This window comes from Stenotrophomonas rhizophila (assembly GCF_000661955.1).
GTDB lineage: Bacteria > Pseudomonadota > Gammaproteobacteria > Xanthomonadales > Xanthomonadaceae > Stenotrophomonas > Stenotrophomonas rhizophila.
In genome coordinates, this window is the sequence record NZ_CP007597.1 from 1,719,775 (window position 1) to 1,740,385 (window position 20,611).

At 66.8% G+C, this 20,611-nt stretch carries 18 protein-coding genes; 6 read left to right on the top strand and 12 right to left on the bottom strand.

Annotation, left to right across the window (positions count from 1 at the left end; all coding sequences use genetic code 11):
- Positions 1–12: 12 nt before the first annotated feature.
- The 5 genes from DX03_RS07325 to DX03_RS07345 all read right to left on the bottom strand — a co-directional run bounded on the left by DX03_RS07325 (position 13) and on the right by DX03_RS07345 (position 9,242).
- Positions 13–2,844 (bottom strand): 2-oxoglutarate dehydrogenase E1 component, encoded by a 2,832-nt coding sequence (locus DX03_RS07325; protein ID WP_038687582.1) that lies wholly within the window; start codon positions 2,842–2,844, stop codon positions 13–15.
- Positions 2,845–3,029: 185 nt separating this feature from the next.
- Positions 3,030–3,935, bottom strand: a complete 906-nt coding sequence (locus DX03_RS07330) for a GNAT family N-acetyltransferase (RefSeq protein WP_051598778.1) — start codon at positions 3,933–3,935, stop codon at positions 3,030–3,032.
- A gap of 2 nt (positions 3,936–3,937) precedes the next feature.
- Positions 3,938–5,359, bottom strand: a complete 1,422-nt coding sequence (locus DX03_RS07335) for a ribosomal protein uL16 3-hydroxylase (protein WP_038687583.1) — start codon at positions 5,357–5,359, stop codon at positions 3,938–3,940.
- Positions 5,360–6,515: 1,156 nt separating this feature from the next.
- Positions 6,516–7,883 (bottom strand): adenylosuccinate lyase, encoded by a 1,368-nt coding sequence (gene purB, locus DX03_RS07340; protein ID WP_038687585.1) that lies wholly within the window; start codon positions 7,881–7,883, stop codon positions 6,516–6,518.
- A 36-nt stretch (positions 7,884–7,919) separates the two neighbouring features.
- Positions 7,920–9,242 (bottom strand): hemolysin family protein, encoded by a 1,323-nt coding sequence (locus tag DX03_RS07345; RefSeq protein WP_038687587.1) that lies wholly within the window; start codon positions 9,240–9,242, stop codon positions 7,920–7,922.
- A gap of 285 nt (positions 9,243–9,527) precedes the next feature.
- Between DX03_RS07345 and DX03_RS07350 the strand changes: the two genes are divergently transcribed.
- Positions 9,528–10,943, top strand: coding sequence for a class II fumarate hydratase (locus tag DX03_RS07350; RefSeq protein ID WP_038687588.1), 1,416 nt, complete (start codon positions 9,528–9,530; stop codon positions 10,941–10,943).
- 320 nt (positions 10,944–11,263) lie between these two features.
- Here DX03_RS07350 and DX03_RS07355 read toward each other — a convergent pair whose 3' ends face one another.
- The 7 genes from DX03_RS07355 to DX03_RS07385 all read right to left on the bottom strand — a co-directional run bounded on the left by DX03_RS07355 (position 11,264) and on the right by DX03_RS07385 (position 15,835).
- Positions 11,264–11,689: a hypothetical protein gene (locus DX03_RS07355; RefSeq protein ID WP_038687590.1), complete on the bottom strand. Its 426-nt coding sequence runs from the start codon at positions 11,687–11,689 to the stop codon at positions 11,264–11,266.
- Between the two features lie 92 nt (positions 11,690–11,781).
- Positions 11,782–12,378: a DUF2884 family protein gene (locus DX03_RS07360; RefSeq protein WP_038687592.1), complete on the bottom strand. Its 597-nt coding sequence runs from the start codon at positions 12,376–12,378 to the stop codon at positions 11,782–11,784.
- 26 nt (positions 12,379–12,404) lie between these two features.
- The gene (locus DX03_RS07365) at positions 12,405–13,292 is read right to left on the bottom strand and encodes a DUF4097 family beta strand repeat-containing protein (RefSeq protein ID WP_038687594.1); all 888 of its coding nucleotides are present in this window, start codon (positions 13,290–13,292) and stop codon (positions 12,405–12,407) included.
- Positions 13,293–13,315: 23 nt separating this feature from the next.
- A complete protein-coding gene (locus DX03_RS07370; RefSeq protein WP_038687595.1) occupies positions 13,316–14,347 on the bottom strand; it encodes an ABC-2 transporter permease in 1,032 nt (343 codons plus the stop codon).
- Entirely contained in the window at positions 14,344–15,219 is an 876-nt protein-coding gene (locus tag DX03_RS07375) for an ABC transporter ATP-binding protein (RefSeq protein ID WP_038687597.1), read from the bottom strand. The genes DX03_RS07370 and DX03_RS07375 overlap by 4 nt, the downstream gene beginning before the upstream one ends.
- Entirely contained in the window at positions 15,216–15,578 is a 363-nt protein-coding gene (locus DX03_RS07380) for a GntR family transcriptional regulator (RefSeq protein WP_019185943.1), read from the bottom strand. Before DX03_RS07380 ends, DX03_RS07375 begins: the two co-directional genes overlap by 4 nt.
- Positions 15,579–15,580: 2 nt before the next feature.
- The gene (locus DX03_RS07385; RefSeq protein ID WP_038687600.1) at positions 15,581–15,835 is read right to left on the bottom strand and encodes a hypothetical protein; all 255 of its coding nucleotides are present in this window, start codon (positions 15,833–15,835) and stop codon (positions 15,581–15,583) included.
- Positions 15,836–16,318: 483 nt separating this feature from the next.
- Here DX03_RS07385 and DX03_RS07390 point away from each other — a divergent pair, with 483 nt between their 5' ends.
- The 5 genes from DX03_RS07390 (at position 16,319) to DX03_RS07410 (ending at position 20,252) form a co-directional block, all read left to right on the top strand.
- Positions 16,319–16,855, top strand: coding sequence for a glutathione peroxidase (locus DX03_RS07390; protein WP_425598312.1), 537 nt, complete (start codon positions 16,319–16,321; stop codon positions 16,853–16,855).
- Positions 16,856–16,939: 84 nt separating this feature from the next.
- Entirely contained in the window at positions 16,940–17,920 is a 981-nt protein-coding gene (locus tag DX03_RS07395; RefSeq protein WP_038687603.1) for an FKBP-type peptidyl-prolyl cis-trans isomerase, read from the top strand.
- Positions 17,921–17,943: 23 nt separating this feature from the next.
- Positions 17,944–19,293 carry a UDP-glucose dehydrogenase family protein gene (locus tag DX03_RS07400; protein ID WP_038687605.1) on the top strand — a complete coding sequence of 450 codons (1,350 nt, stop codon included), beginning with the start codon at positions 17,944–17,946 and terminating at the stop codon, positions 19,291–19,293.
- Positions 19,286–19,525 carry a SlyX family protein gene (locus DX03_RS07405; protein WP_038687608.1) on the top strand — a complete coding sequence of 80 codons (240 nt, stop codon included), beginning with the start codon at positions 19,286–19,288 and terminating at the stop codon, positions 19,523–19,525. The genes DX03_RS07400 and DX03_RS07405 overlap by 8 nt, the downstream gene beginning before the upstream one ends.
- Positions 19,526–19,538: 13 nt before the next feature.
- Positions 19,539–20,252, top strand: coding sequence for a DUF2058 domain-containing protein (locus DX03_RS07410; protein ID WP_038687609.1), 714 nt, complete (start codon positions 19,539–19,541; stop codon positions 20,250–20,252).
- Positions 20,253–20,611 lie beyond the last annotated feature (359 nt).

Below are 20,611 nucleotides of genomic sequence, written 5' to 3' on the forward strand. Positions count from 1 at the left end.
GAGGGGGAGAGGTTATTCAGCAACCGAGTCGTTGAACGGGTTGACCAGGGCATCGGCGATCAGCTTCTGCTGTTCGATGATGTGGTCAGCCATGTGTCCAGCGGCCGGCGATGCCGAACGGGCGCGACCGGCGTAGTGCAGGCTCTGGCCATCGGCCAGGCAGAACTGCAGGTGGTGGCGGATCTGGTACCACGCCCCCTGGTTCTGCGGTTCTTCCTGCGTCCACACCACATCGGCAGCCTTGCCGTACTTCTTCAGTTCGGCAGCCAGCAGCGCGCGCGGGAACGGATACAGCTGTTCGACGCGGATGATGGCCACATCGTCCTGGCCACGCTTGGTCTGGTCTTCCAGCAGGTCGTAATAGACCTTGCCCGAACACAGCACCACGCGCTTGACCTTCTTGGCGTCTGCGTTGGCATCGCCGATCAGGTGCTGGAACTCGCCATTGGCCAGCTCTTCCAGGCTCGACACGGCCAGCTTGTGGCGCAGCAGCGACTTGGGCGACATCACCACCAGCGGCTTGCGCGTGGTCATGCGCATCTGGCGACGCAGCATGTGGTACGCCTGCGCCGGGGTCGACGGCACGCACACCAGCATGTTCTCCAGCGCGCACAGCTGCAGGAAACGCTCCAGGCGCGCGGAGCTGTGCTCCGGACCCTGGCCTTCGTAACCGTGCGGCAGCAGCAGGGTAAGGCCGGTGATACGGCCCCACTTGGCTTCGCCGGCAGCGATGAACTGATCGATCACGACCTGGGCGCCGTTGGCGAAATCGCCGAACTGGCCTTCCCAGATGCACAGGGTGTTCGGATCGGTGGTGGAGAAGCCGTACTCATAGGCCATCACCGCTTCTTCGCTGAGCAGCGAATCGATGATGGTGGCCTGTTCCGGCGACTCGACCAGCTGGCGCAGCGGCAGGTAGTAGTTGTCGGTCTTCTGGTCGTGCAGGATCGCGTGGCGGTGGGTAAACGTACCGCGGCCGACGTCCTGGCCGACCAGGCGCAGGCTGTTGCCTTCGTCCAGCACGGTGGCGTAAGCCAGGTTCTCGGCAAAGCCCCAGTCGCCCGGGATCTCGCCGGCGGCCATCTTGCGACGGTCGTCATACACCTTGGCCACACGCGAGTGCAGCTCCACGCCTTCAGGCACGGTGTTGATCAGCTTCGCCAGCTGCTTGACCTTCTCCATGCCCACCGCGGTGGAGATGGGATCGGACAGCTTGCCGTTCAGCAGCGCAGGCCAATCGACGTACATCTTGCTCGTGGCCGGGGTCTTCTCGACCGCCGCCAGCTCGGTGGTCACTTCACCGGCATCGAGCTTGTTGCGGTAAGCATCGACCAGCGCCTTGCCGGCGTCGGCCGGAATCACGCCGGCTGCTTCCAGCTTGGCCGCGTACAGCTCGCGGGTGGTCTGGTGCTTGCGGATCACCTGGTACATCAGCGGCTGGGTGATCGCCGGTTCGTCGGCCTCGTTGTGGCCCCAACGGCGGTAGCACATCAGATCGATGACCACGTCCTTGGCGAACTTCTGGCGGAACTCGAAGGCCAGCTGGGCAGCGAACACCACCGCTTCGGGATCATCGCCATTCACGTGCAGCACCGGGGCGGCGATCATCTTCGCCACGTCGGTGGCATAGCGCGTGGAGCGCGTATCCAGCGGGTTGGAGGTGGTGAAGCCGACCTGGTTGTTGACCACGATGTGCACCGTGCCACCAACGGCGAAGCCGCGGGCCTGGGACATCTGGAACAGTTCCATGACCACGCCCTGGCCGGAGAAGGCCGCGTCGCCGTGGATCAGGATCGGCATCACCTGCTTGCGCGCGGAGTCGCCGCGGCGCTCCTGGCGCGAACGCACCGAACCGGCCACGACCGGGTCGGCGATTTCCAGGTGCGACGGGTTGAAGGCCAGCGCCAGGTGGACGGCGCCGCCCGGGGTGGACACGTCAGCCGAGAAGCCCATGTGGTACTTCACGTCGCCGGCCGAGGCGTGCTCGTCGTGCTCGAACTTGCCTTCGAACTCGTCGAACAGCTTGCGCGGGCTCTTGCCCAGCGTGTTGACTAGCACGTTCAGGCGGCCGCGGTGGGCCATGCCGATCACCACGTCCTTGACGCCATCCTTGCCGGCGTCACGGATGATGGTGTCCATCATCGGGATCAGCGCATCGCCGCCTTCCAGCGAGAAGCGCTTCTGGCCCACGTACTTGGTATGCAGGTAGCGCTCCAGACCCTCGGCCGCCGTGAGGCGTTCCAGGGTGCGGCGCTGGGTGTCGGCATCCAGGTTGTAGTTGCCACCGGCCGTTTCCAGGCGCTGGTACAGCCACTGGCGCTGCTCGACCTCGGAGATGTGCATGAATTCCGCACCGATCGAGCCGGTGTAGGTCTTCTTCAGGCGCTCCAGCAGGTCGCGCAGCTTCATGCGCGGCTGGCCGGCGATGCCGCCGGTGCTGAACTCGCTGCCCAGGTCGCTCTCGGACAGGCTGTGGAACGGCAGCCCCAAGTCCGGCGGGTTGGTCGGCGGGGTCAGGCCCAGCGGGTCCAGGCTCGCACCGAGGTGGCCACGCGAACGGTAGGCGGTGATCAGACGGCCGACATTGCGCTCGCGCTCGTCGCCGGCACCGGTGGCCGTACCGCTGTTGGCAGCGTTTTTGGCAGCGTCGGTGATGTGGGCGATGACGGCCGAGTGCGGAATGTCACCGGCTTCGCGGCCCTTGAAGCCGTCGAAGTAGGTCTTCCATTTGGGATCGACACTGTCCGGAGAAACGAGGTACTGCTCGTACAGATCCTCGATATAGGAGGCGTTGCCGCCGGCGAGCTGCGAAGACTGCGCAAACTGCTTCAGTAGATTGTCCACGATGGAGGGTCGGATTCGCTTGTGGGGTAAGGCTTCGATGATCCGGCAGGGAAAAGTGAATAGCCCTGCGCGGGCGGTATCTAACTCCCCAAATTGTACCCCCATCGGGACAGGAAGGGGCACCGATGGGACCTTGGCAGGACCTGCGGTGTCATTCCCAGACAGGTTCGAGCCCGTGGCGTGAGCTACAGGCCGATCGCCCGCAGTTCGCTGCATTCACGCGAACGTTCCCATACGCGCTGCAAACCGTCCTGCAACGGCCGCGAACGTGCTCGCAGCGCGAGCCCGGCTTCGCCGTCGAAACGGTGCCCGCTCAGACGAAAGTAGTAGTCGCCGGCATCGTTGAGCAGGCAGGCCGAGGCCGACGCGCGGTCGATCGGGTCGCTGACCTGGCGGATCCGGAACACGCTGGGCAGGCGTTGCAGCAGCCCCAGCAGCGGTGAGCCGGCCTGGGCGATGGCGGCGGCGTCGTGCACGATCAACAGGGCCTGCTTGTCGTGGCGGGCGGTGGCGAACCGGCGCAGCGCCTCCAGCACCGGCGGGGCATCCAGCACCCCGGGGTCGAGCTGGCGGCTGTGCAGCCACAGCTGGCGGCGGGCACGGTGGACCAGGGCGGTGGTGATCGCCACGGCCTGGTCGGCACTATCGATGGCCACCGCCCCGTCCAGCACCAGACGCATGTGCTGGTGGGCGATGCCGGCCTCGGTGAAGACCTCGCCCTCGGGCAGGAAGCCCTGGCGGGTATAGAACACCCGGGCCGGCAGCTGGGCGTGCAGGCTCACTTCCCGCCAGTGGCGGCTGCGCGCGGCGCCGATCAGGGCCAGCAGCAGGGCCTCCCCGACGCCGCGGCCCCGCCAGTCGGCCAGCACCGCCATGCGGCCGATCCGGCCGTCCGGGGTGAGCCGCCCGGCACCGATCGGTTCGCCGTCGCTGCCACGGGCCAAGACGTGGGCGCTGAGCGGGTCCAGCGCGTCGATTTCCAGCGCGGCCGGCACCTGCTGCTCCTCGACGAACACGCGCTGGCGGACCCGATGCAGCGCCTCGCGCTGCGTCGGGTAGTCCACGACGTCGACCTGGAAGCGGGTCGCCATGCTCAGACCGGCTTGCCGTCGTCCTGGTCGTCGCTGTCGTCGAAATCGACGATGACTTCGATGCCATCTTCGTGGATGGTCACTTCATGCACGTCGGCCTCGACGGTGGCGTCGTGCATGACCTCGATGCTGTCGGTGCCGTCAACGACGGCGTCCTCGGCGAAGTGGCCGTCTTCGACGTCGTCCTCTTCGTCATCGACATCCTCGTCGATGGCGTTCGGGTCGAACAACTGGTAGTAGCCACCGGCCACCAGGGCCTGCACGGCGTCGCGGCCCTTGGCCGAGAGCTTGAGGTAGAGCGGACCGCCGAGCTGTTCGGTGGCCGCCAGGACCTGCGCATCCTTGACCGGCAGGGCAAACTCCAGGCCGCTGCAGTACAGGCTGGCCCCGCGCTTGGCGCGGCGCCAGGCCATGCGTGCCCACGGGTGGCGCTGCAGGTCCAGGCCGGCGGCCAGCGCGTCCTCGATTTCTTCGCGCGGCAGCGGGTCGGCACCGGCCACCACGTCGCCGGCGGCGCGGTAGGTGGTGATGAAGCGGCCGAACCAGTCGCCGAGCTTGTCGGGGTCGTTCATGCGGATGGCATTGAGCGCCTCGACCACGCGGTTCATGGCCAGTACGTCGATTTCGTTGGGGTCTTCGGGCAGCTTGAGATCCGGATCCTGGTAGCGGATCGACTCGTCGGCGCCTTCGATGAGGGTGTCCAGGTAGTCGCTGATCAGTTCGGCCGAGGCCGGTGCGCGCATGCCGAAGGAGAAGGTCAGGCAGGGGTCTTCGGCGACGCCGTTGTGCGGGACATTGGGCGGCAGGTAGAGCATGTCGCCCGGTTCCAGCACCCAGTCGTGGGTGGGCTTGAAGCGGCGCAGGAGCTTGAGTTCGACGTCGTCGCGGAAGTCCAGCGGGGGGCGCTTGCCCTTGGTGGATTCACTGGCGTCGATCTGCCAGCGGCGGTGGCCGTAGGCCTGCAGCAGGAAGACGTCGTACTGGTCGACGTGGGCGCCGACCGAGCCGCCGGTGGCGGCGAAGCTGATCATCACATCGTCCATGCGCCAGCGCGGCAGGAAGTCGAAGTGGTTGACGAGGGCGCGGACGTCGGCGTCCCACTTGTCCACGTCCTGGACGAGCAGGGTCCAGTCGTGGTCGGGCATGCCGGGGAATTCGTCTTCCTGGAACGGGCCGGTACGCACGCTCCAGCCGTCGGTGGCGGGGTCATGGGTGATGAGGCGCGACAGGGCGGTTTCTTCGCAGGCCAGGCCGGCGAGGTCTTCGGGCTGGACGGGGGTTTCGAAATCGGGGAAGGCGCCGCGGATGAGCAGCGGGCGCTTCTGCCAGTAGTCGCGCAGGAAGACGGCGGCGGGCATGCCGAGCGGCAGGCCGGGGCGGGCCTGGATTTCGATGACGGGGGTCTTGGTGGTGCGGGCAGCCATGGGGGAATCCTTGGAGCGTGTAGACGGAAAGCGGGGGCGCGGCAGGTGGCCGGCGCGAGCGGGGCCATTGTCCGCTGGTTGGGGCCGATGTGCACCTGCGGTGGGGTGTCGCGGGGTGGTGGGGGTGGAGTTTCGAAGCGTAAGGCCACGTCCAAAGCTACGTCCAAAGCCACGTCCAAAGCAGCGCCTTGACTGACTGCGGCGGGAGGTGGCCGGGCAGCCTTGCCCAGGACACGCCGTAAACCCGTCCATGGGGGCTCGGTGTTGCCATCCATGGCAACACACGGTCCTGGGCAAGGCCGCCCGGCCACCTCTGGACGGTATCCGGTGTGGGCGGCGGGTAAGGCGGGTCAGTGGCGTGCGTTGTTACGTGACGTGCGCGGTAACGAAGTACGACAGAGGTGATGTGTGGCTCTGGTAGGGTCGGGTCCCAACCGACTGCCGATACGGGGTCCAGACCCGGTAACGCATTGCAACGAAACACAGGTAGAGCCGGGCTCTGCCCGGCTGCTCTGTAGCCCGTGGCGATAAATGGACCCTGACGATGCAAGCGCCCGTCCTTCTCCGGCCAGGATCATGCGTTCGTCGCGTTGATCGGCAGGATCGGCGGTCGATCGGGATCCGACCCTACCGGGTGGGTCGGCGACGGGCATGTCCGCGGCCTTTGTCTTGCGGGAATGTGCGCGGGTACCGCACCGGGCGACGTCGGCTCGGGCGATGTCCCGCGGCCCGTTCCGTCCGTGGCTTCGCGGCGACCAAGGCCGGACGATGCATGGCCCGGTAGGGTCGGGTCCCAACCGACTGCCGATACGGGGTCCGGATCCGGTAACGCATTGCAATGAAACGCCCGTAGAGCCGGGCTCTGCCCGGCTGCTCTATGGCCCGCGGCGATAAAGAGACGATGCCAGCGCCCGTCCTTCTCCGGCCAGGGTCATGCGTTCGTCGCGTTGATCAGCAGGGTCGGCGGTCGATCGGGATCCGACCCTACCGGGTGGGTCGGCGGCGGGGATGGCCGCGGCCTTCGTCCAGACCCGGTAGCACATTGCAACGAAACGCCGTAGAGCCGGGCTCTGCCGGGCTGCCCCCCAGCCCACAACGAAGAAGGGACGCGGGCAGTGCCGGCGTCCCTTCTGGGGTCCTGCGGGTGGCGGGATCCTCAGATCGCCTTGGCCAGGTCCGCCGCCAGGCCGATGTAGCCGCCCGGGGTCAGGTCGCGCAGGTTCTGCTTGGCGTCTTCGGGCAGGTCCAGCGATTCGACGAAGGCCTGCATCGATTCGGCGGTGATGCCCTGGCCGCGGGTGAGGGCCTTGAGCTGTTCGTAGGGGTTGGGCAGGCCGTAGCGGCGCATGACCGTCTGCACGGCTTCGGCCAGCACTTCCCACGCGGCGTTGAGGTCGGCGTCCAGGCGCTCGGGGTTCACGGTCAGCTTGCCCAGGCCCTTGGCCAGCGAATCCAGGCCGACCTGGGTGTGGCCGAAGGCGGTGCCGACCGCGCGCAGCACGGTGGAGTCGGTGAGGTCGCGCTGCCAGCGGCTGATCGGCAGCTTGGCGCTGAAATGCTCGAACAGGGCGTTGGCGATGCCGAAGTTGCCTTCGGCGTTTTCGAAGTCGATCGGGTTGACCTTGTGCGGCATGGTCGAGGAGCCCACTTCGCCTTCCTTGAGCTTCTGCTTGAAGTAGCCCAGCGAGATGTAGCCCCAGATGTCGCGCGCCAGGTCGATCAGGATGATGTTGGCGCGGCGCGCGGCATCGCCGATTTCGGCGACGTTGTCGTGCGGCTCGATCTGGGTGGTGTACGGGTTGAACACCAGGCCCAGGCTTTCCACGAAGCGCTTGGCGAAGGCCGGCCAGTCGACCGCCGGGTAGGCGATGACGTGGGCGTTGTAGTTGCCGACCGCGCCGTTGATCTTGCCGGTCAGTTCCACCGCGGCGATCTGCCTGCGCTGGCGCTCCAGACGGGCCACCACGTTGGCCACTTCCTTGCCCAGGGTGGTGGGCGAGGCGGTCTGGCCATGGGTGCGGGACAGCATGGGCTGTTCGGCCTGGGCATGGGCGAGGGCGCGCAGGCTGGCAGTCACACCGTCCAGGCTGGGCAGCAGCACCTCGCGGCGGGCCTGTTCCAGAATCAGGCCGTAGCTGAGGTTGTTGATGTCTTCGCTGGTGCAGGCGAAATGCACGAACTCCAGCGCCGGGCCCAGCTCGGCGTCGGCCTTGAGCTGTTCCTTGATGAAGTACTCCACCGCCTTGACGTCGTGGTTGGTGGTGCGCTCGATTTCCTTCACCCGCGCGGCGTGGGCGGGGGCGAAATCCTCGGCCAGGGCGCGCAGGCGGGCGCTGGCGGCGGCCGAGAACGGCGCCAGTTCGACGATGCCCGGCTCGTTGGCCAGGGCCAGCAGCCACTCCACTTCGACCTTCACGCGGGCCTTGATCAGGCCGTATTCGGAGAAGATCGGACGCAGTGCGTCGACCTTGCCGGCGTAGCGGCCATCGAGCGGGGACAGGGCGAGCAGGGCGAATTCGGACATGGCGGGCGCAGGGCAATGACGGCGGGGGCCGTCATTCTACGCTGCCCCGGGGGCCTCGGCCTGTGCCATGCGTACGGTGACGGCCTGGATGCGGTGGCCGACCATGCGCTTGATGGTGAACTGGTGGCCGTCGATCACCAGCTGCTCGCCCTCTTCAGGCAGGCGTTGCAACTGGTGGACGATCAGCCCGCCGACCGAATTGAGGTGGTCCGGGGCCTCCAGGTCATGCCCGAGCAGGCGCTCCAGCCGGAAGATCGAGGTCGAGCCGGCCACCAGCAGGCTGCCATCGGCGCCGCGGGTGGGGGCGTCCTTGACGATATGCGGGTGCTCGTCCTCGATGTCACCCACCACCACTTCCAGCAGGTCTTCCAGGGTGAAGTAGCCCAGGATGCGGCCATGTTCCTCCACGCACAGCGCCAGGTGCGTGGTGCCGGTGCGGAAGCGTTCCAGCACGCTGGGAACCGGGGTCTCCAGCGCGATCAGGTTGGCCGGGCGCAGCAGCGCGCGCAGATCGTCGGTGGGGTTGCCGCGGGCAATTTCCACCAGCAGGTCTTTCATGTGCAGGATGCCGAGCACGTCCTCGCCATCGCGGTCGAACCACGGGTAGCGGCTGTAGCGGCTTTCGGCGAATTCGGCCATCACCTCGGCCAGATCCATGCCATCGCGGAACGAGCGCAGGTGGTCGCGCGGGCGCATCAGGTCGCCGGCGACCAGCTCCGGCAGTTCCAGTGCGTGGCTCATCAGGGTCAGGCCGTGGTCGGGCGCACTGTCGGTGGGCTGCTGGCGGCCGACGATGAGCTTGAGTTCCTCGCGCGAATAGCGGTGCGAGGTGTGTTCAACATCGCCCCAGCCGGCCAACCGCAGCAGCGCGTTGGCGCTGTTGTTGAGCAGCCAGATGGCCGGGTACATGGCCCAGTAGAACAGGTACAGGGGCGCGGCGGTCCACAGCGACATGCGGTCCGGGCGGCGGATCGCCATCGACTTGGGGGCCAGTTCGCCCAGCACGATGTGCAGGAAGGAAATCACGCTGAAGGCAATGATGAAAGCGGTCAGGCGCGAGGCGTCGGCGCTCATGCCGAAGGCATCGAACAGCGGTTGCAGCAGGTGCGCGAAGGCCGGCTCGCCGACCCAGCCCAGGCCCAGCGACGACAGGGTGATGCCGAGCTGGCACGCCGACAGATAGGCATCCAGATGGGAGTGCACGTTGAGCAGCAGGCGGCCGCGCCAGCCGTGCCGTTCGGCCAGGCCGACGGCCTGGGTATGGCGCAGCTTGACCAGGGCGAACTCGGCGGCCACGAAGAAGCCGTTGAGCAGCACCAGGCCGAAGGCCAACAGCAGCAGGAGCAGGTTGCCGATCATCGCGCGCCTCGCGGCGTGGCCGCAGGCAAAGAGGCAACCGCATGGACGCAGGGAGCGTGCAGGGCTGCGCGCGCAGCGGCGCGCCAGGAACTACAGTGAGGGTCATCACCCATGGGGGCGGAGATCTTTCTGAATGGACACGAATCCCGAGTCTAGCCGATCACCCGCGCTGTTGGGTTTCAGCGCACGGTGGGAGTATTGTGCGCAGAGCCGCCAGCCAGGGAATCAGGCCCATTGCCAGCCGCAGATTCCCTTTCCCTACCGAAAGAATCGCGGAGTAATGCAATGAGCAAGGGATTCAGGATCGAACACGACAGCATGGGCGAACTGCAGGTGCCCAGTGATGCGTTGTGGGGCGCGCAGACGCAGCGGGCGGTGAACAACTTCCCGGTCTCCGGTCAGCGCATGCCACGCGGCTTCATCCGCGCGCTGGGCATGGTCAAGGGCGCGGCGGCGGCGGTGAACGTGGAGCTCGGTCATCTGCCGAAGAACATCGGCAAGGCCGTCGAGGCAGCCGCGGCCGAAGTGGCCGACGGCCAGCACGATGCGCACTTCCCGATCGATGTGTACCAGACCGGTTCGGGCACGTCGTCGAACATGAATGCCAACGAGGTGATTGCCACCCTGGCCAACCGCGCGGGCAAGGCGGGCAAGCTGGCGGTGCATCCCAACGACCACGTCAACCAGGGGCAGAGCTCCAACGATGTGATTCCCACGGCGCTGCGCGTGTCGGCGCTGCTGGGCGTGCACGAACAGCTGCTGCCGGCGCTGGTGCACCTGCGCAAGACCATCGACAAGAAGGGCCGCAGCCTGCGCAAGGTGGTCAAGACCGGGCGCACCCACCTCATGGATGCCATGCCGCTCACCTTCGAGCAGGAGTTCGGGGCGTGGTCGGCGCAGTTGTCGTCGGCGCAGGAGCGTATCGAAGACAGCCTCAAGCGGCTGCGCCGGCTGCCGCTGGGTGGCACGGCGATCGGCACCGGCATCAATGCCGATCCGCGCTTTGGCGAACGCGTGGCCAAGCTGCTCAAGCAGCAGACCGGGGTCAAGTTCGACAGCGCCGAGAACAAGTTCGAAGGCCTGGCCGCGCAGGACGATGCGGTGGAACTGTCCGGCCAGCTCAACGCGCTGGCAGTGGCGCTGATCAAGATCGCCAACGACCTGCGCTGGATGAATGCCGGTCCGCTGGCCGGCCTGGGCGAGATTGAACTGCCGGCACTGCAGCCGGGCAGCTCGATCATGCCGGGCAAGGTCAACCCGGTGATTCCCGAAGCGACGGTGATGGTGTGTGCGCAGGTGATCGGCCACCACACCGCGATCACCGTGGCCGGGCAGACCGGCAACTTCCAGTTGAACGTGACGCTGCCGCTGATCGCGGCCAACCTGCTCGATGGGATCGGCCTCTTGGCCAACATCTCGCGCCTGCTGGCCGATACCGCGATTGCCGGCCTGACGGTGCGCGAAGACCGGGTGCGCGAGGCGCTGGATCGCAACCCGATCCTGGTGACGGCGCTGAACCCGATCATCGGCTATGAAAAGGCCGCGGGAATCGCCAAGCGCGCCTACAAGGAGCAGCGCCCGGTGCTGGACGTGGCGCTGGAAGACAGCGGGCTGTCCGAGGCCGAGCTGCGCAAGCTGCTGGATCCGGCGGCGCTGACGGCCGGTGGTATCCATGCTGGTGGCGGCGGTGGCGGTGGTTGATCGATACAGGTAGCGGCAACAACGAAAAACGGGCCGAAAGGCCCGTTTTTTGTTCCGCCGGTAGTGCCGGCCGCTGGCCGGCGCTTCGTTCCCGCCGAGAGCAAGCCGTTCGGTGACCGGAAATTCAGGGGCAGCCGGGCAGAGCCCGGCGCTACGGGCGCTGGCTCCGTGGCCGTCGGTGGGTCGGGCGCTGGGCGCCCCTGCCCTTGGAGGCGAAATAAAGGAGGAGGGGGCGGCCGCAGGCCGACGCCGGAGGACATTCGCCGGAAAGGGTATGGGCGCCCAGCGCCCGACCCACCGACCCCCGCGCTACCGAAGCGTCAGTGCCGATCCGCCTGCAGGTTGTCGAACGTCTCGGTGTAATCCTTGAACTCCGGAATCCGCTGCACCAGGTCCGACGGAATCGGCTGCATGCCATCGGGCACCTGGATCTTGACCGAGCGCTTGGCCGGGTCCGGCGGGGCATCGGTGAGCGTGTTCTGGCGCAGCACCTGCAGCTGGCCGAACATGCCCTGCAGCAGCGCCTGCTGGCTCGGGTCGAGCGGAATTTCGATCTCGTCGATCTTCATGTGGCCGTTGGGCAGCACGATGATGTTCGGCGCGGGTGCGCGGCGCACGGTAAGCATGCCGTCGCTGACGGTGATCTTCGGCTTGCCGCGCTCGGCACGATGGTTGCGGTATTCCTGGTCGCAGCCGGTGGCGGCCAGGCAGAACAGGGCGAACAGCAGCAGGCACAGCTTCTTCATGGTGGGCGCAGGCATGAAAAGGGGGAGGACCATTCTAGTCCTCCCCCCGTGCATGCGGGCCCGGCTGCGACCGAACGTCGCAGGCAGGGCGGTTACTTGCCGCAGTCGTCGATGTCGCTCTGGTCCATGGTGGCGTACGGCTTGAACTCGGGCACCGCGGCGGCCAGTGCCTGCTGCTTGGCCATCATGCCCGGCAGCAGGGTGCACAGCTGCTTGGCCTGGGCTTCGATCTTGCTGGCCTCGGCGTTCACGCGTTCCTCGATCCCGTTGGTATCCCCGGAGAAAATACCCTTGAGCGCCTCGCCGGCCGCCTTCACGCCCAGGTTGGCACCGGCCACGCCGATGTCCATGCCGGCGCCGGCAATCGCCTCGACCTGCTTGCGGTAATCCAGCAGCAGCGCGCGCTGGCTGGCGGTGGTGGTGACCGTCTTGCCGTTGATCAGCAGCTCGCCCTGCGGGGTGATCTCGGCCTTGTCGGACTGGTCGTTGGAAATGTTGATGTTGCCTTGGGCAAGTTCCCTGCGCGCCTTGTCGGTGGCGTCCTGCACGGTCTTGCCAACGGTGCTCGCTTCAGCGGCCGGTGACGCGGCCTTGCCGGTGGCCGGATCGGTCTTGCCGGCATCGTGGTTGCCGCAGGCTGCCAGCGGCAGGCACAGCAGCAGGGTGGGCAGCAGCAGTCGGGTCATCATGCGCACGTTCCTCGAAAAGGGGGGAGTTACTTGCCGCGCGGCAGCTGCACGCGACCGCCGATACCGCTGTGGCGCACATCGCCACTGCCGCTGTGAGCCACGGTCAGGTCGCCGCCGACATCGCGCGCGGTGATGTCACCGGAACCATGCCGTTCGACGCTGACGTTGCCGCCCACGCCGCGCAGCTCGACATCGCCCGATCCCACGTTGCCGACGCTGACGTTGCCCTTGACCTGGCGCACGTCGGCATCACCGGAGCCCAGCGTTTCCAGCGTCACGTTGCCCTGCACGCCGTCCAGTTCGAGATCGCCCGACCCTACCGTGCCGACCTTCGCGTTGCCGCGCAGGTTGCGTGCCTTGAAGTCGCCCGAGCCGACCGACAGCAGATTGAGCGCGCCGGCACCGTCCAGGGTCACATCGCCGGAGCCGATCGCCGCAGTGACCGGGCCCTTGATATCGCGCAACGTGATGTCGCCCGAACCGACGTCGGCACTGAGCGAGTGCGCGCCGGTGACGCTTACATCGCCCGAGCCGACCTTCAGCTGCACCAGCAGGGTGTCCGGCACGCTGCCGCGCAGGTCCAGGTAGGCGTAGTTGCTGCCCCCGATGTTGATGCTGAGGTTCTGCTTCTCGCGTTGCAGGCGCACCACCAGCTTGTCGCCCACCTTCTGCTGGGTCACGGTGAGCTGGCGCAGCCAGTCGGCGTTGGAGGCACAGGCGCGCCCAGAGAGCTGGGCTGCACCGCCACCGGCGGTGAGCACCAGATCGTGCTGGTTGACCTCGAACACCACTGCCTTGGCACCGGCCAGGTCGAGCTTGAGGTCGCGCGGTTCATTGAACGTGCACTGCGGCTGTTCGGCCAGGGCCGACAGCGGCAGCAACAGCAGGGAAGCAACAGCGAGCGTGCGGATCATGTGCGGCTCCTTGAATGAATCGATCAGATCTCGCCGGCGCGGCGGCGCAGGCGGATGGCGACGATGATGAACACCACGCCCACTGCGGCACCGATCCAGATATCGGGCAGGCTCAACGCGGCCAGCTGGTTGGTCGGGGCCAGTGCGGCCACCAGGTTGTCACGGTCGCCGATCACCGCGCGCAGCTGGTCGGTACGGTAGAACACGTCGCTGCCCGGCAGGGTGCCCAGCAACAGGCGGCCGACGATGTGCTTCCAGAACCAGCCGCTGGTGCTGTCGAAGGCGTTCATCAGGTGCGTGCTGCTGACGATGATGCCGGCAAACAGCGGCAGCATCACCGCCCACAGGAACGGCTTGGTCTTGGCCCAGGCCGAGCACATCAGCAGCCAGCCCACGCTCGGCAGTGCCCAGAGCAGGTACACCGGCAGCCAGGACAGGTGGCCGGCCATGATGGCCAGCGGGCTGGCCGGGCCCCAGATCAGGGTCATCGGGTCGCCGCCGTGGCTGAGCACCACCACGCTGATGATCAGCAGGAAGCCGAACATGGTCAGGATCGAGGCGATCACCGCGATCACCGGTGCCACCAGCAGGGCGCTCACTGCCTTGGACAGCACGGTCTGGGTGTCCGACAGCGGCAGCGACTTCCAGAACAGGATGCTGCGGTCGCGGCGGTCGTCGTACAGCGCCCCCAGGCAGTAGAAGAACACCACGAAGGCCAGCACGATGAACGGCCACAGCGAACTCAGCAGCAGGGTCAGGTCCAGGCCGTTGGCCAGGTTGTGCAGCGCCTCGGCGTCCAGCTTCTTCGTCAGCAGGGCCAGGTCCAGCCCGTTGACGTTGACGCTTTCATTGTCGATCACCAGGCCGCCGCTCTTGGCCGCGCGGTTCATGGCCAGCAGCCCGAACAGGATGCCGATCAGGCTCATCACCAGCGAAATCGCGCCGGCGATGAGCGGCGCATACAGGAACCCGCCGCGGTTCTCCCAGTACTCGCGCTTGAGCATCCACTTGAAGGTGCTGGCCTTGCTGATGGGGTGGTAGTGGACGGTGTTCATGCGTAGGTTCCCTTCATGATGGCCACGAACAGGTCCGCCAGCCCCGGGCTGCGGATCTCGCCCAGGGGCGTGAGCTGGGCGCGTGGCACCCCGTCGAACAACAGCACCGTCTTGCCGAACGGCAGCGCACGCTCATCGATGGGCTGCAGGGCGCGGGCGGCGTCCAGCGATTCGGCCGACACCAGCACTTCGCTGTAGCGGTCGCCGATGTCTTCCATGTCGGTGGTGAGCACGATGCGGCCATCGCGGATGAACATCACGTCGGTGAGGATGTGCTCGATCTCTTCCACCTGGTGGGTGGTGACGATGATGGTCTTCTGCTCGTCGAAGTAATCCTCCAGCAGGCGCTGGTAGAACTCTTTGCGGTACAGGATGTCCAGGCCCAGGGTCGGCTCGTCCAGCACCAGCACCTTGGCATCGATGGCCATCACCAGGGCCAGGTGCAGCTGCACGATCATGCCCTTGGACAGCTCGCGCACACGCTGCTTGGGCTGCAGCTTGGTCGAGGCCAGGAAACGCTCGCAGCGGGCGCGGTCGAAGCGCGGGTGGGTGCCGGCGACGAAGTCGATCGCTTCGCGCACCTTCATCCAGCGCGGCAGCACGGCCACGTCGGCGATGAAGCACACATCATTCATCAGCGCGTTGCGCTGCACGGCCGGGTCCAGCCCCAGCACCTGCAGCTCGCCTTCCACCGTGGTCAGGCCCAGCAGCGCCTTGAGCAGGGTGGTCTTGCCGGCGCCGTTGGGGCCGATCAGGCCGGTGATCCGGCCCGGGGCGATGGTGAAGCTGGTGTTGTCCAGCGCCACGGTCTGTTTGTAGGCCTTGCGCAGGCCGCGGGCGGAAATGACGACATCACTTGCAACGGCATTCATGAGGATTTCCCCTGGGGCAGCAATTCGTCGAGATTCAGGCCCAGGCGCTGGATGCGTTCCAACACCAGTGGCCATTCTTCATTGAGGAACCGGTCGCGCTCGCTGCTGCGCAGCTGCGTGGCCGCTTCCTCGGTCATGAACATGCCCAGCCCGCGGCGCTTCTCGACCAGGCCTTCGTCAGCCAGTTCCTGGTAGGCGCGTGAAACGGTGATGGGGTTGAGCTGGTACTCGGCGGCGACCTGTCGGACCGAAGGCAGGGCGTCGCCAGGCTTGATGATGCCGTCAAGCATCATGGCAATCACGCGCTCTTTCAGCTGACGGTAGATCGGAGCACCATCGCTCCATTGGATATCGCTCATGGTCAGCTCCGTGGGTTCAGCGACTGTGCGAATGAGAAGTAAGGCATGGACAGGGAGCTGTGCAGCCGGCGGGGGGGCGTGGGGGCGCCGTTGGCGTTCCCTGCCTGGAGTACGCCTGCGTCCTGCGGGCTTTCAAACGCACCGGTGGCGGCGGTGCTGCCGATGTCACCGGCGGGGGTGCCAAGCCAGCCGAGCAGCAACAGCGCGGAGGCGGCGGTGACAGCTTTGGCGGACTGGCGGCGGCGCATGCGGTTCATGGGCTTCCCCTGCATCAGGTGACTGGTGTTGTATGCAACTATAACACCGGCACGCCGGAGTGCAACAGGTTGCCAGCCCCAACTGATGGCAGGGGTATGGCAGCGACCGCGCCGTGATTTCAAGTGGTTGATTTGTAAAAGGATGTTTTGGATTCCTGACAGCCGGGTGGGCTATCGTCCATTCAGTCTGGTCAATGGTAGGTGAGCAGACGCCTCTATTCAGGTGCGGCGCCAGACCGCCAGATTCGGCAAGCCGGGGCCGACCCGGCCCTCGGCGGCGGTGGATGCCGGGGGCGCCAGGTCCGTCGGCCGGCGCCGGGGCAGGGCGTTGCCGGCCCTGCCACGCAGCGGCAAAAGGGCCGGTGATATAGTCCGAAACAGCCCTTTTCATCCCTTTCGTGGAGTGTTGCGATGCCCCTGACCCCCCTTGAGTCGTCCCCGCGCCGTGCGGCCACCGTGCGGGTGCGCCGCTGGGGCGTGACGCTGCTGCTGGGCGGCTTGCTGGCCGCCAGCGGGGCCCACGCGGCCGGGCTGCTGGACGTGGCCTATCGCCCGCTGGCCGGCAAGGCCGAAGTCAACCTGCAGAAGCAGTACGGCGGCAAGGTGCTGCTGGTGGTCAACACCGCCAGCAAGTGCGGCTTCACCCCGCAGTACGAAGGCCTGGAGGCGCTGCAGAAGAAGTACGCCGCGCGCGGGTTCTCGGTGCTGGGCTTCCCGTCCAACGACTTCAAGGGGCAGGAGCCGGGCGATGAGACCCAGATCCAGGAATTCTGCACGCTGACCTACGGGGTCAAGTTCCCGATGTTCCAGAAGGTGCAGGTCACCGGGCCGCAGGCCACGCCGCTGTACCAGCGGTTGACCGCCGCCACCGGGGTGGCGCCGGGCTGGAACTTCCACAAGTACCTGATCGGCCGGGACGGCCGGGTGGTGGCGCAGTTCCCCAGCAAGGTCACGCCGGACGACAAGGCGCTGGTGGCCGCGATCGAACGTGAGCTGTCTGTCACACCGGCAAAGCACTGACCACCTCGACATCTCGCATGTGCGTGCGACAATGATCGCTTTCGCGCCGTCGTCGGCGTCCAGTCACTTCCAGGAAAGCAGCGAATGAAGATGGGAATGCGCGGCGCCGCGGCGTCGGTTCTGATTCTGGCGATGGGTGCCACCGGTACCGTGATGTCGCAACAACCGGCCGCGCGTGCGGCCGTCAAGGAGACTTCCGCTTTGAACTCCCAACGGGAAAAGCTCGGCTACGCCATCGGTATCGATGTGGCCAACTCGTTTGCCCCGATCTCCAGCGAGATCGATCTGGCTGCCCTGCGCCGCGGCGTGACCAATGCCTTTGAAGGCAAGCCGCCGCTGATTTCGCAGGACGAGGCGCAGAAGACCGACGCCGCCCTGCGCCAGGCGATGATGGCCAAGAGTGGCCAGCCGGTGCCGGGCGTGGCCCCGGGTACCGCGCCGCCGAAGGTGGACCGCGAGAAGGTGGGCCTGATGCTGGGCACCTACGCCGTGGGTCCGTCGCTGGCACCGCTGAAGGCGGACCTGGACCTGGACGCGCTGTTCGATGCCGTCACCACCACCTTCAACGGTGGCACCGCCAAGATGACCCCGGAGCAGGCCAAGGCCACGCTGGAAGGCTTCATGGCCGGCAAGCAGGCTGAAATGCAGGCCCAAGCGGCTGCCAAGGGCGGTACCAACCGCGCCGAAGGCAACGCGTTCCTGGCCAAGAACAAGACCGTGCCGGGCGTTGTCACCACCGCCTCGGGCCTGCAGTACCAGGTGCTGCGTCCGGGTTCGGGCGAGCGCCCGATGCCGACCAGCAAGGTCCGCGTCAACTATGAAGGCAAGCTGCTGGACGGCACCGTGTTCGACAGCAGCTACGAGCGTGGCCAGCCGATCGAATTCGGCCTGGACCAGGTGATCAAGGGCTGGTCCGAAGGCGTCTCGCTGATGCCGACCGGGTCCAAGTACCGCTTCTGGATCCCGGGCGAGCTGGCCTACGGCGAACAGGGCACGCCGGGCGGTCCGATCGGTCCGAACGCGACGCTGACCTTCGACGTCGAACTGCTCAACGTCCTGCCGTAAGCGAATCTGGAGTCCCCACGGACATGCGTGTAGCGATTTTCGGTACCGGTTACGTCGGTCTGGTCACGGGTACCTGCCTGGCCGATGTCGGCCACCAGGTGGTCTGCGTCGATATCGACCAGGCCAAGGTCGATGGCCTGAACCGTGGCGTCATCCCGATCTACGAACCGGGCCTGGAGCCGATGGTCAAGGCCAATCACGCGGCATCGCGGCTGGCCTTCACCACCGATGCTGCCAGCGCGATCACGCATGGCCAGGTGATTTTCATCGCCGTGGGCACGCCACCGGACGAGGACGGCAGCGCCGACCTGCAGTACGTGCTGGCGGTGGCCCGCACGATCGGCACGCACATGGCCGTGCCGACCGTGGTGGTGAACAAGTCGACCGTGCCGGTAGGCACGGCCGACAAGGTACGTGCCGCCATTGCCGAGGTACTGGCGGCGCGTGGGGTTGAGATCGCGTTCGACGTGGTCTCCAACCCGGAATTCCTGAAGGAGGGCGACGCGGTTGCCGACTGCATGCGGCCGGACCGCATCGTGGTGGGCGCCTCCAACCCCGATTCGGTGGCGCTGATGCGCCGCCTGTACGCACCGTTCAACCGCAACCACGACCGCGTGGTGGAAATGGACGTGCGCTCGGCGGAGCTGACCAAGTACGCCGCCAACGCGATGCTGGCGACCAAGATTTCGTTCATGAACGAAATTGCCAACATCGCCGAGAAGGTCGGTGCCGATATCGAGCAGGTCCGCCAGGGCATCGGCTCGGATCCGCGCATCGGCTGGCACTTCATCTACCCGGGCGCCGGTTACGGCGGCTCGTGTTTCCCCAAGGACGTGCAGGCGTTGGCCCGCACCGCGCAGCAGTATGGCCATGAGCCGAAGCTGTTGAACGCGGTGGAGGCGGTCAACGAAGCGCAGAAGGGGCATCTTTACCAGCTGATCCAGCGCCACTACGACCGTGGCGAGGACGAAGGCGTGCGTGGCAAGACGTTCGCGGTGTGGGGGTTGGCCTTCAAGCCCAACACCGACGACATGCGCGAAGCGTCCAGCCGGCGCCTGCTGGCCCAGTTGTGGGAAGGCGGCGCCACCGTGCGCGCCTACGATCCCGAAGCCACCGACGAAGCGCGCCGCATTTTCGGGCAGCGCGATGACCTGGTGTTCTGCGACAACGCCTACGACGCGCTGGACGGCGCCGATGCGCTGGTCGTGGTGACCGAATGGAAGCAGTTCCGCAGCCCGGATTTCGTCCGCCTGCGCGAGATGCTCAACGATGCGGTCGTGTTCGACGGCCGCAACCTGTACGACCCGCAGGAGATCGAAGCCGCGGGCCTGGCCTACTACGGCATTGGCCGGGGACGTTCGCTGCATGCATGATTCAACCCCCACACCGCGTGAGCAGGCGCTGGAAGCGCGCCTGATCGAGCTGGAAATGCGCGTGTCCTTCCAGGAACAGGCCTTGGCCGAGCTCAGTGAAGCACTGGCCGATGCACGCATCGAAGGCAGCCGCAACGCCGACCTGACCCGCCTGCTGCTGGAGGACCTGGGCAAGGTCCGCAACGCGCTGTATTCCGATTCGGGCGAAGAACCGCCGCCCCCGCACTACTGATCGATTCCACGTCATGAGCGATACACTCCGCGACCAGCTGCTGGGCCTTGGTTTCAAATCCGCGCCCAAGCCAGAACGCAAACCCGATGCCCGCCGTGACGGCCGGCCGGGCAACAAACCCCACGGTGCGCGTCCCCCGGGCAAGCCCGGCGAAGCGCGCCCGCCGCGTGAGGGTGCCCCGGGGCGTCCGCCGCGCGAGGGCGATGCCGCGCGCCGCGCGCCGCACGGCAAGGGCCGCCCGGGTGGTGGCAATCGTCCCGGCCAGGGCCAGAACGCCGGCCAGGGCAAGCCCCGTTCGCGCGAGGACATCGACCTGGCCAAGGCCTACGCGATCCGTGCGCAGAAGGAAAAAGACGACCGCATCGAAGCCGAGCGCCTGAAGCAGGAAGAGGCACGCCTGCGCCGCGAAGCCAAGGCCAAGCTGGACGTGCTGCTGGAAGGCAAGTCGTTGAATGACGCCGGCGCCGAGATTGCCCGCCACTTCAACTACGGTGGCAAAATCAAGCGCGTGTATGTCACCGCCGACCAGCTCAAGGCGCTCAACGCCGGCGAGCTGGGCGTGCTGCAGCAGAACGGCCGCTACCTGCTGGTGACGGCGGCCGTGCTCGACGAGGCCGAAGCGATCTTCGCCCCGTCAGTTGCGCTGCGCGTGGATCCCAACGCCACCGCCGAGGCTGACCCATACGCCGACCCGGCCTATCAGGTGCCCGACGACCTGGTCTGGTAAGCGATCGATCGCACGACGAAGAAGGGCGCCGAAAGGCGCCCTTCTTTGGTTCTTCGCCACGATGCGGGACAAGCAGAGACTGCTTTGACGCTGTCCAGGCGCAGCCGTCGGTGGATCGGGCGCTGGGCCCCCATGCCCTTTCCGGCGAATGTCCCCCGGCGTCGGCCTGCGGCCGCCCCCTCCTCCTTTATTTCGCCTCCAAGGGCATGGGGGCCCAGCGCCCGACCCACCGACAGCGCCAGAAAAGCCTGGCTTCTCCTCCTTACCGCAAGCCGAGCCCCGTAGCGGCCGGTAGGCTCCTGGGCAAAATAAAGGAGGAGGCCGCCATGCGCGGCCGGGGGACATTTGCGCCAGGGGCC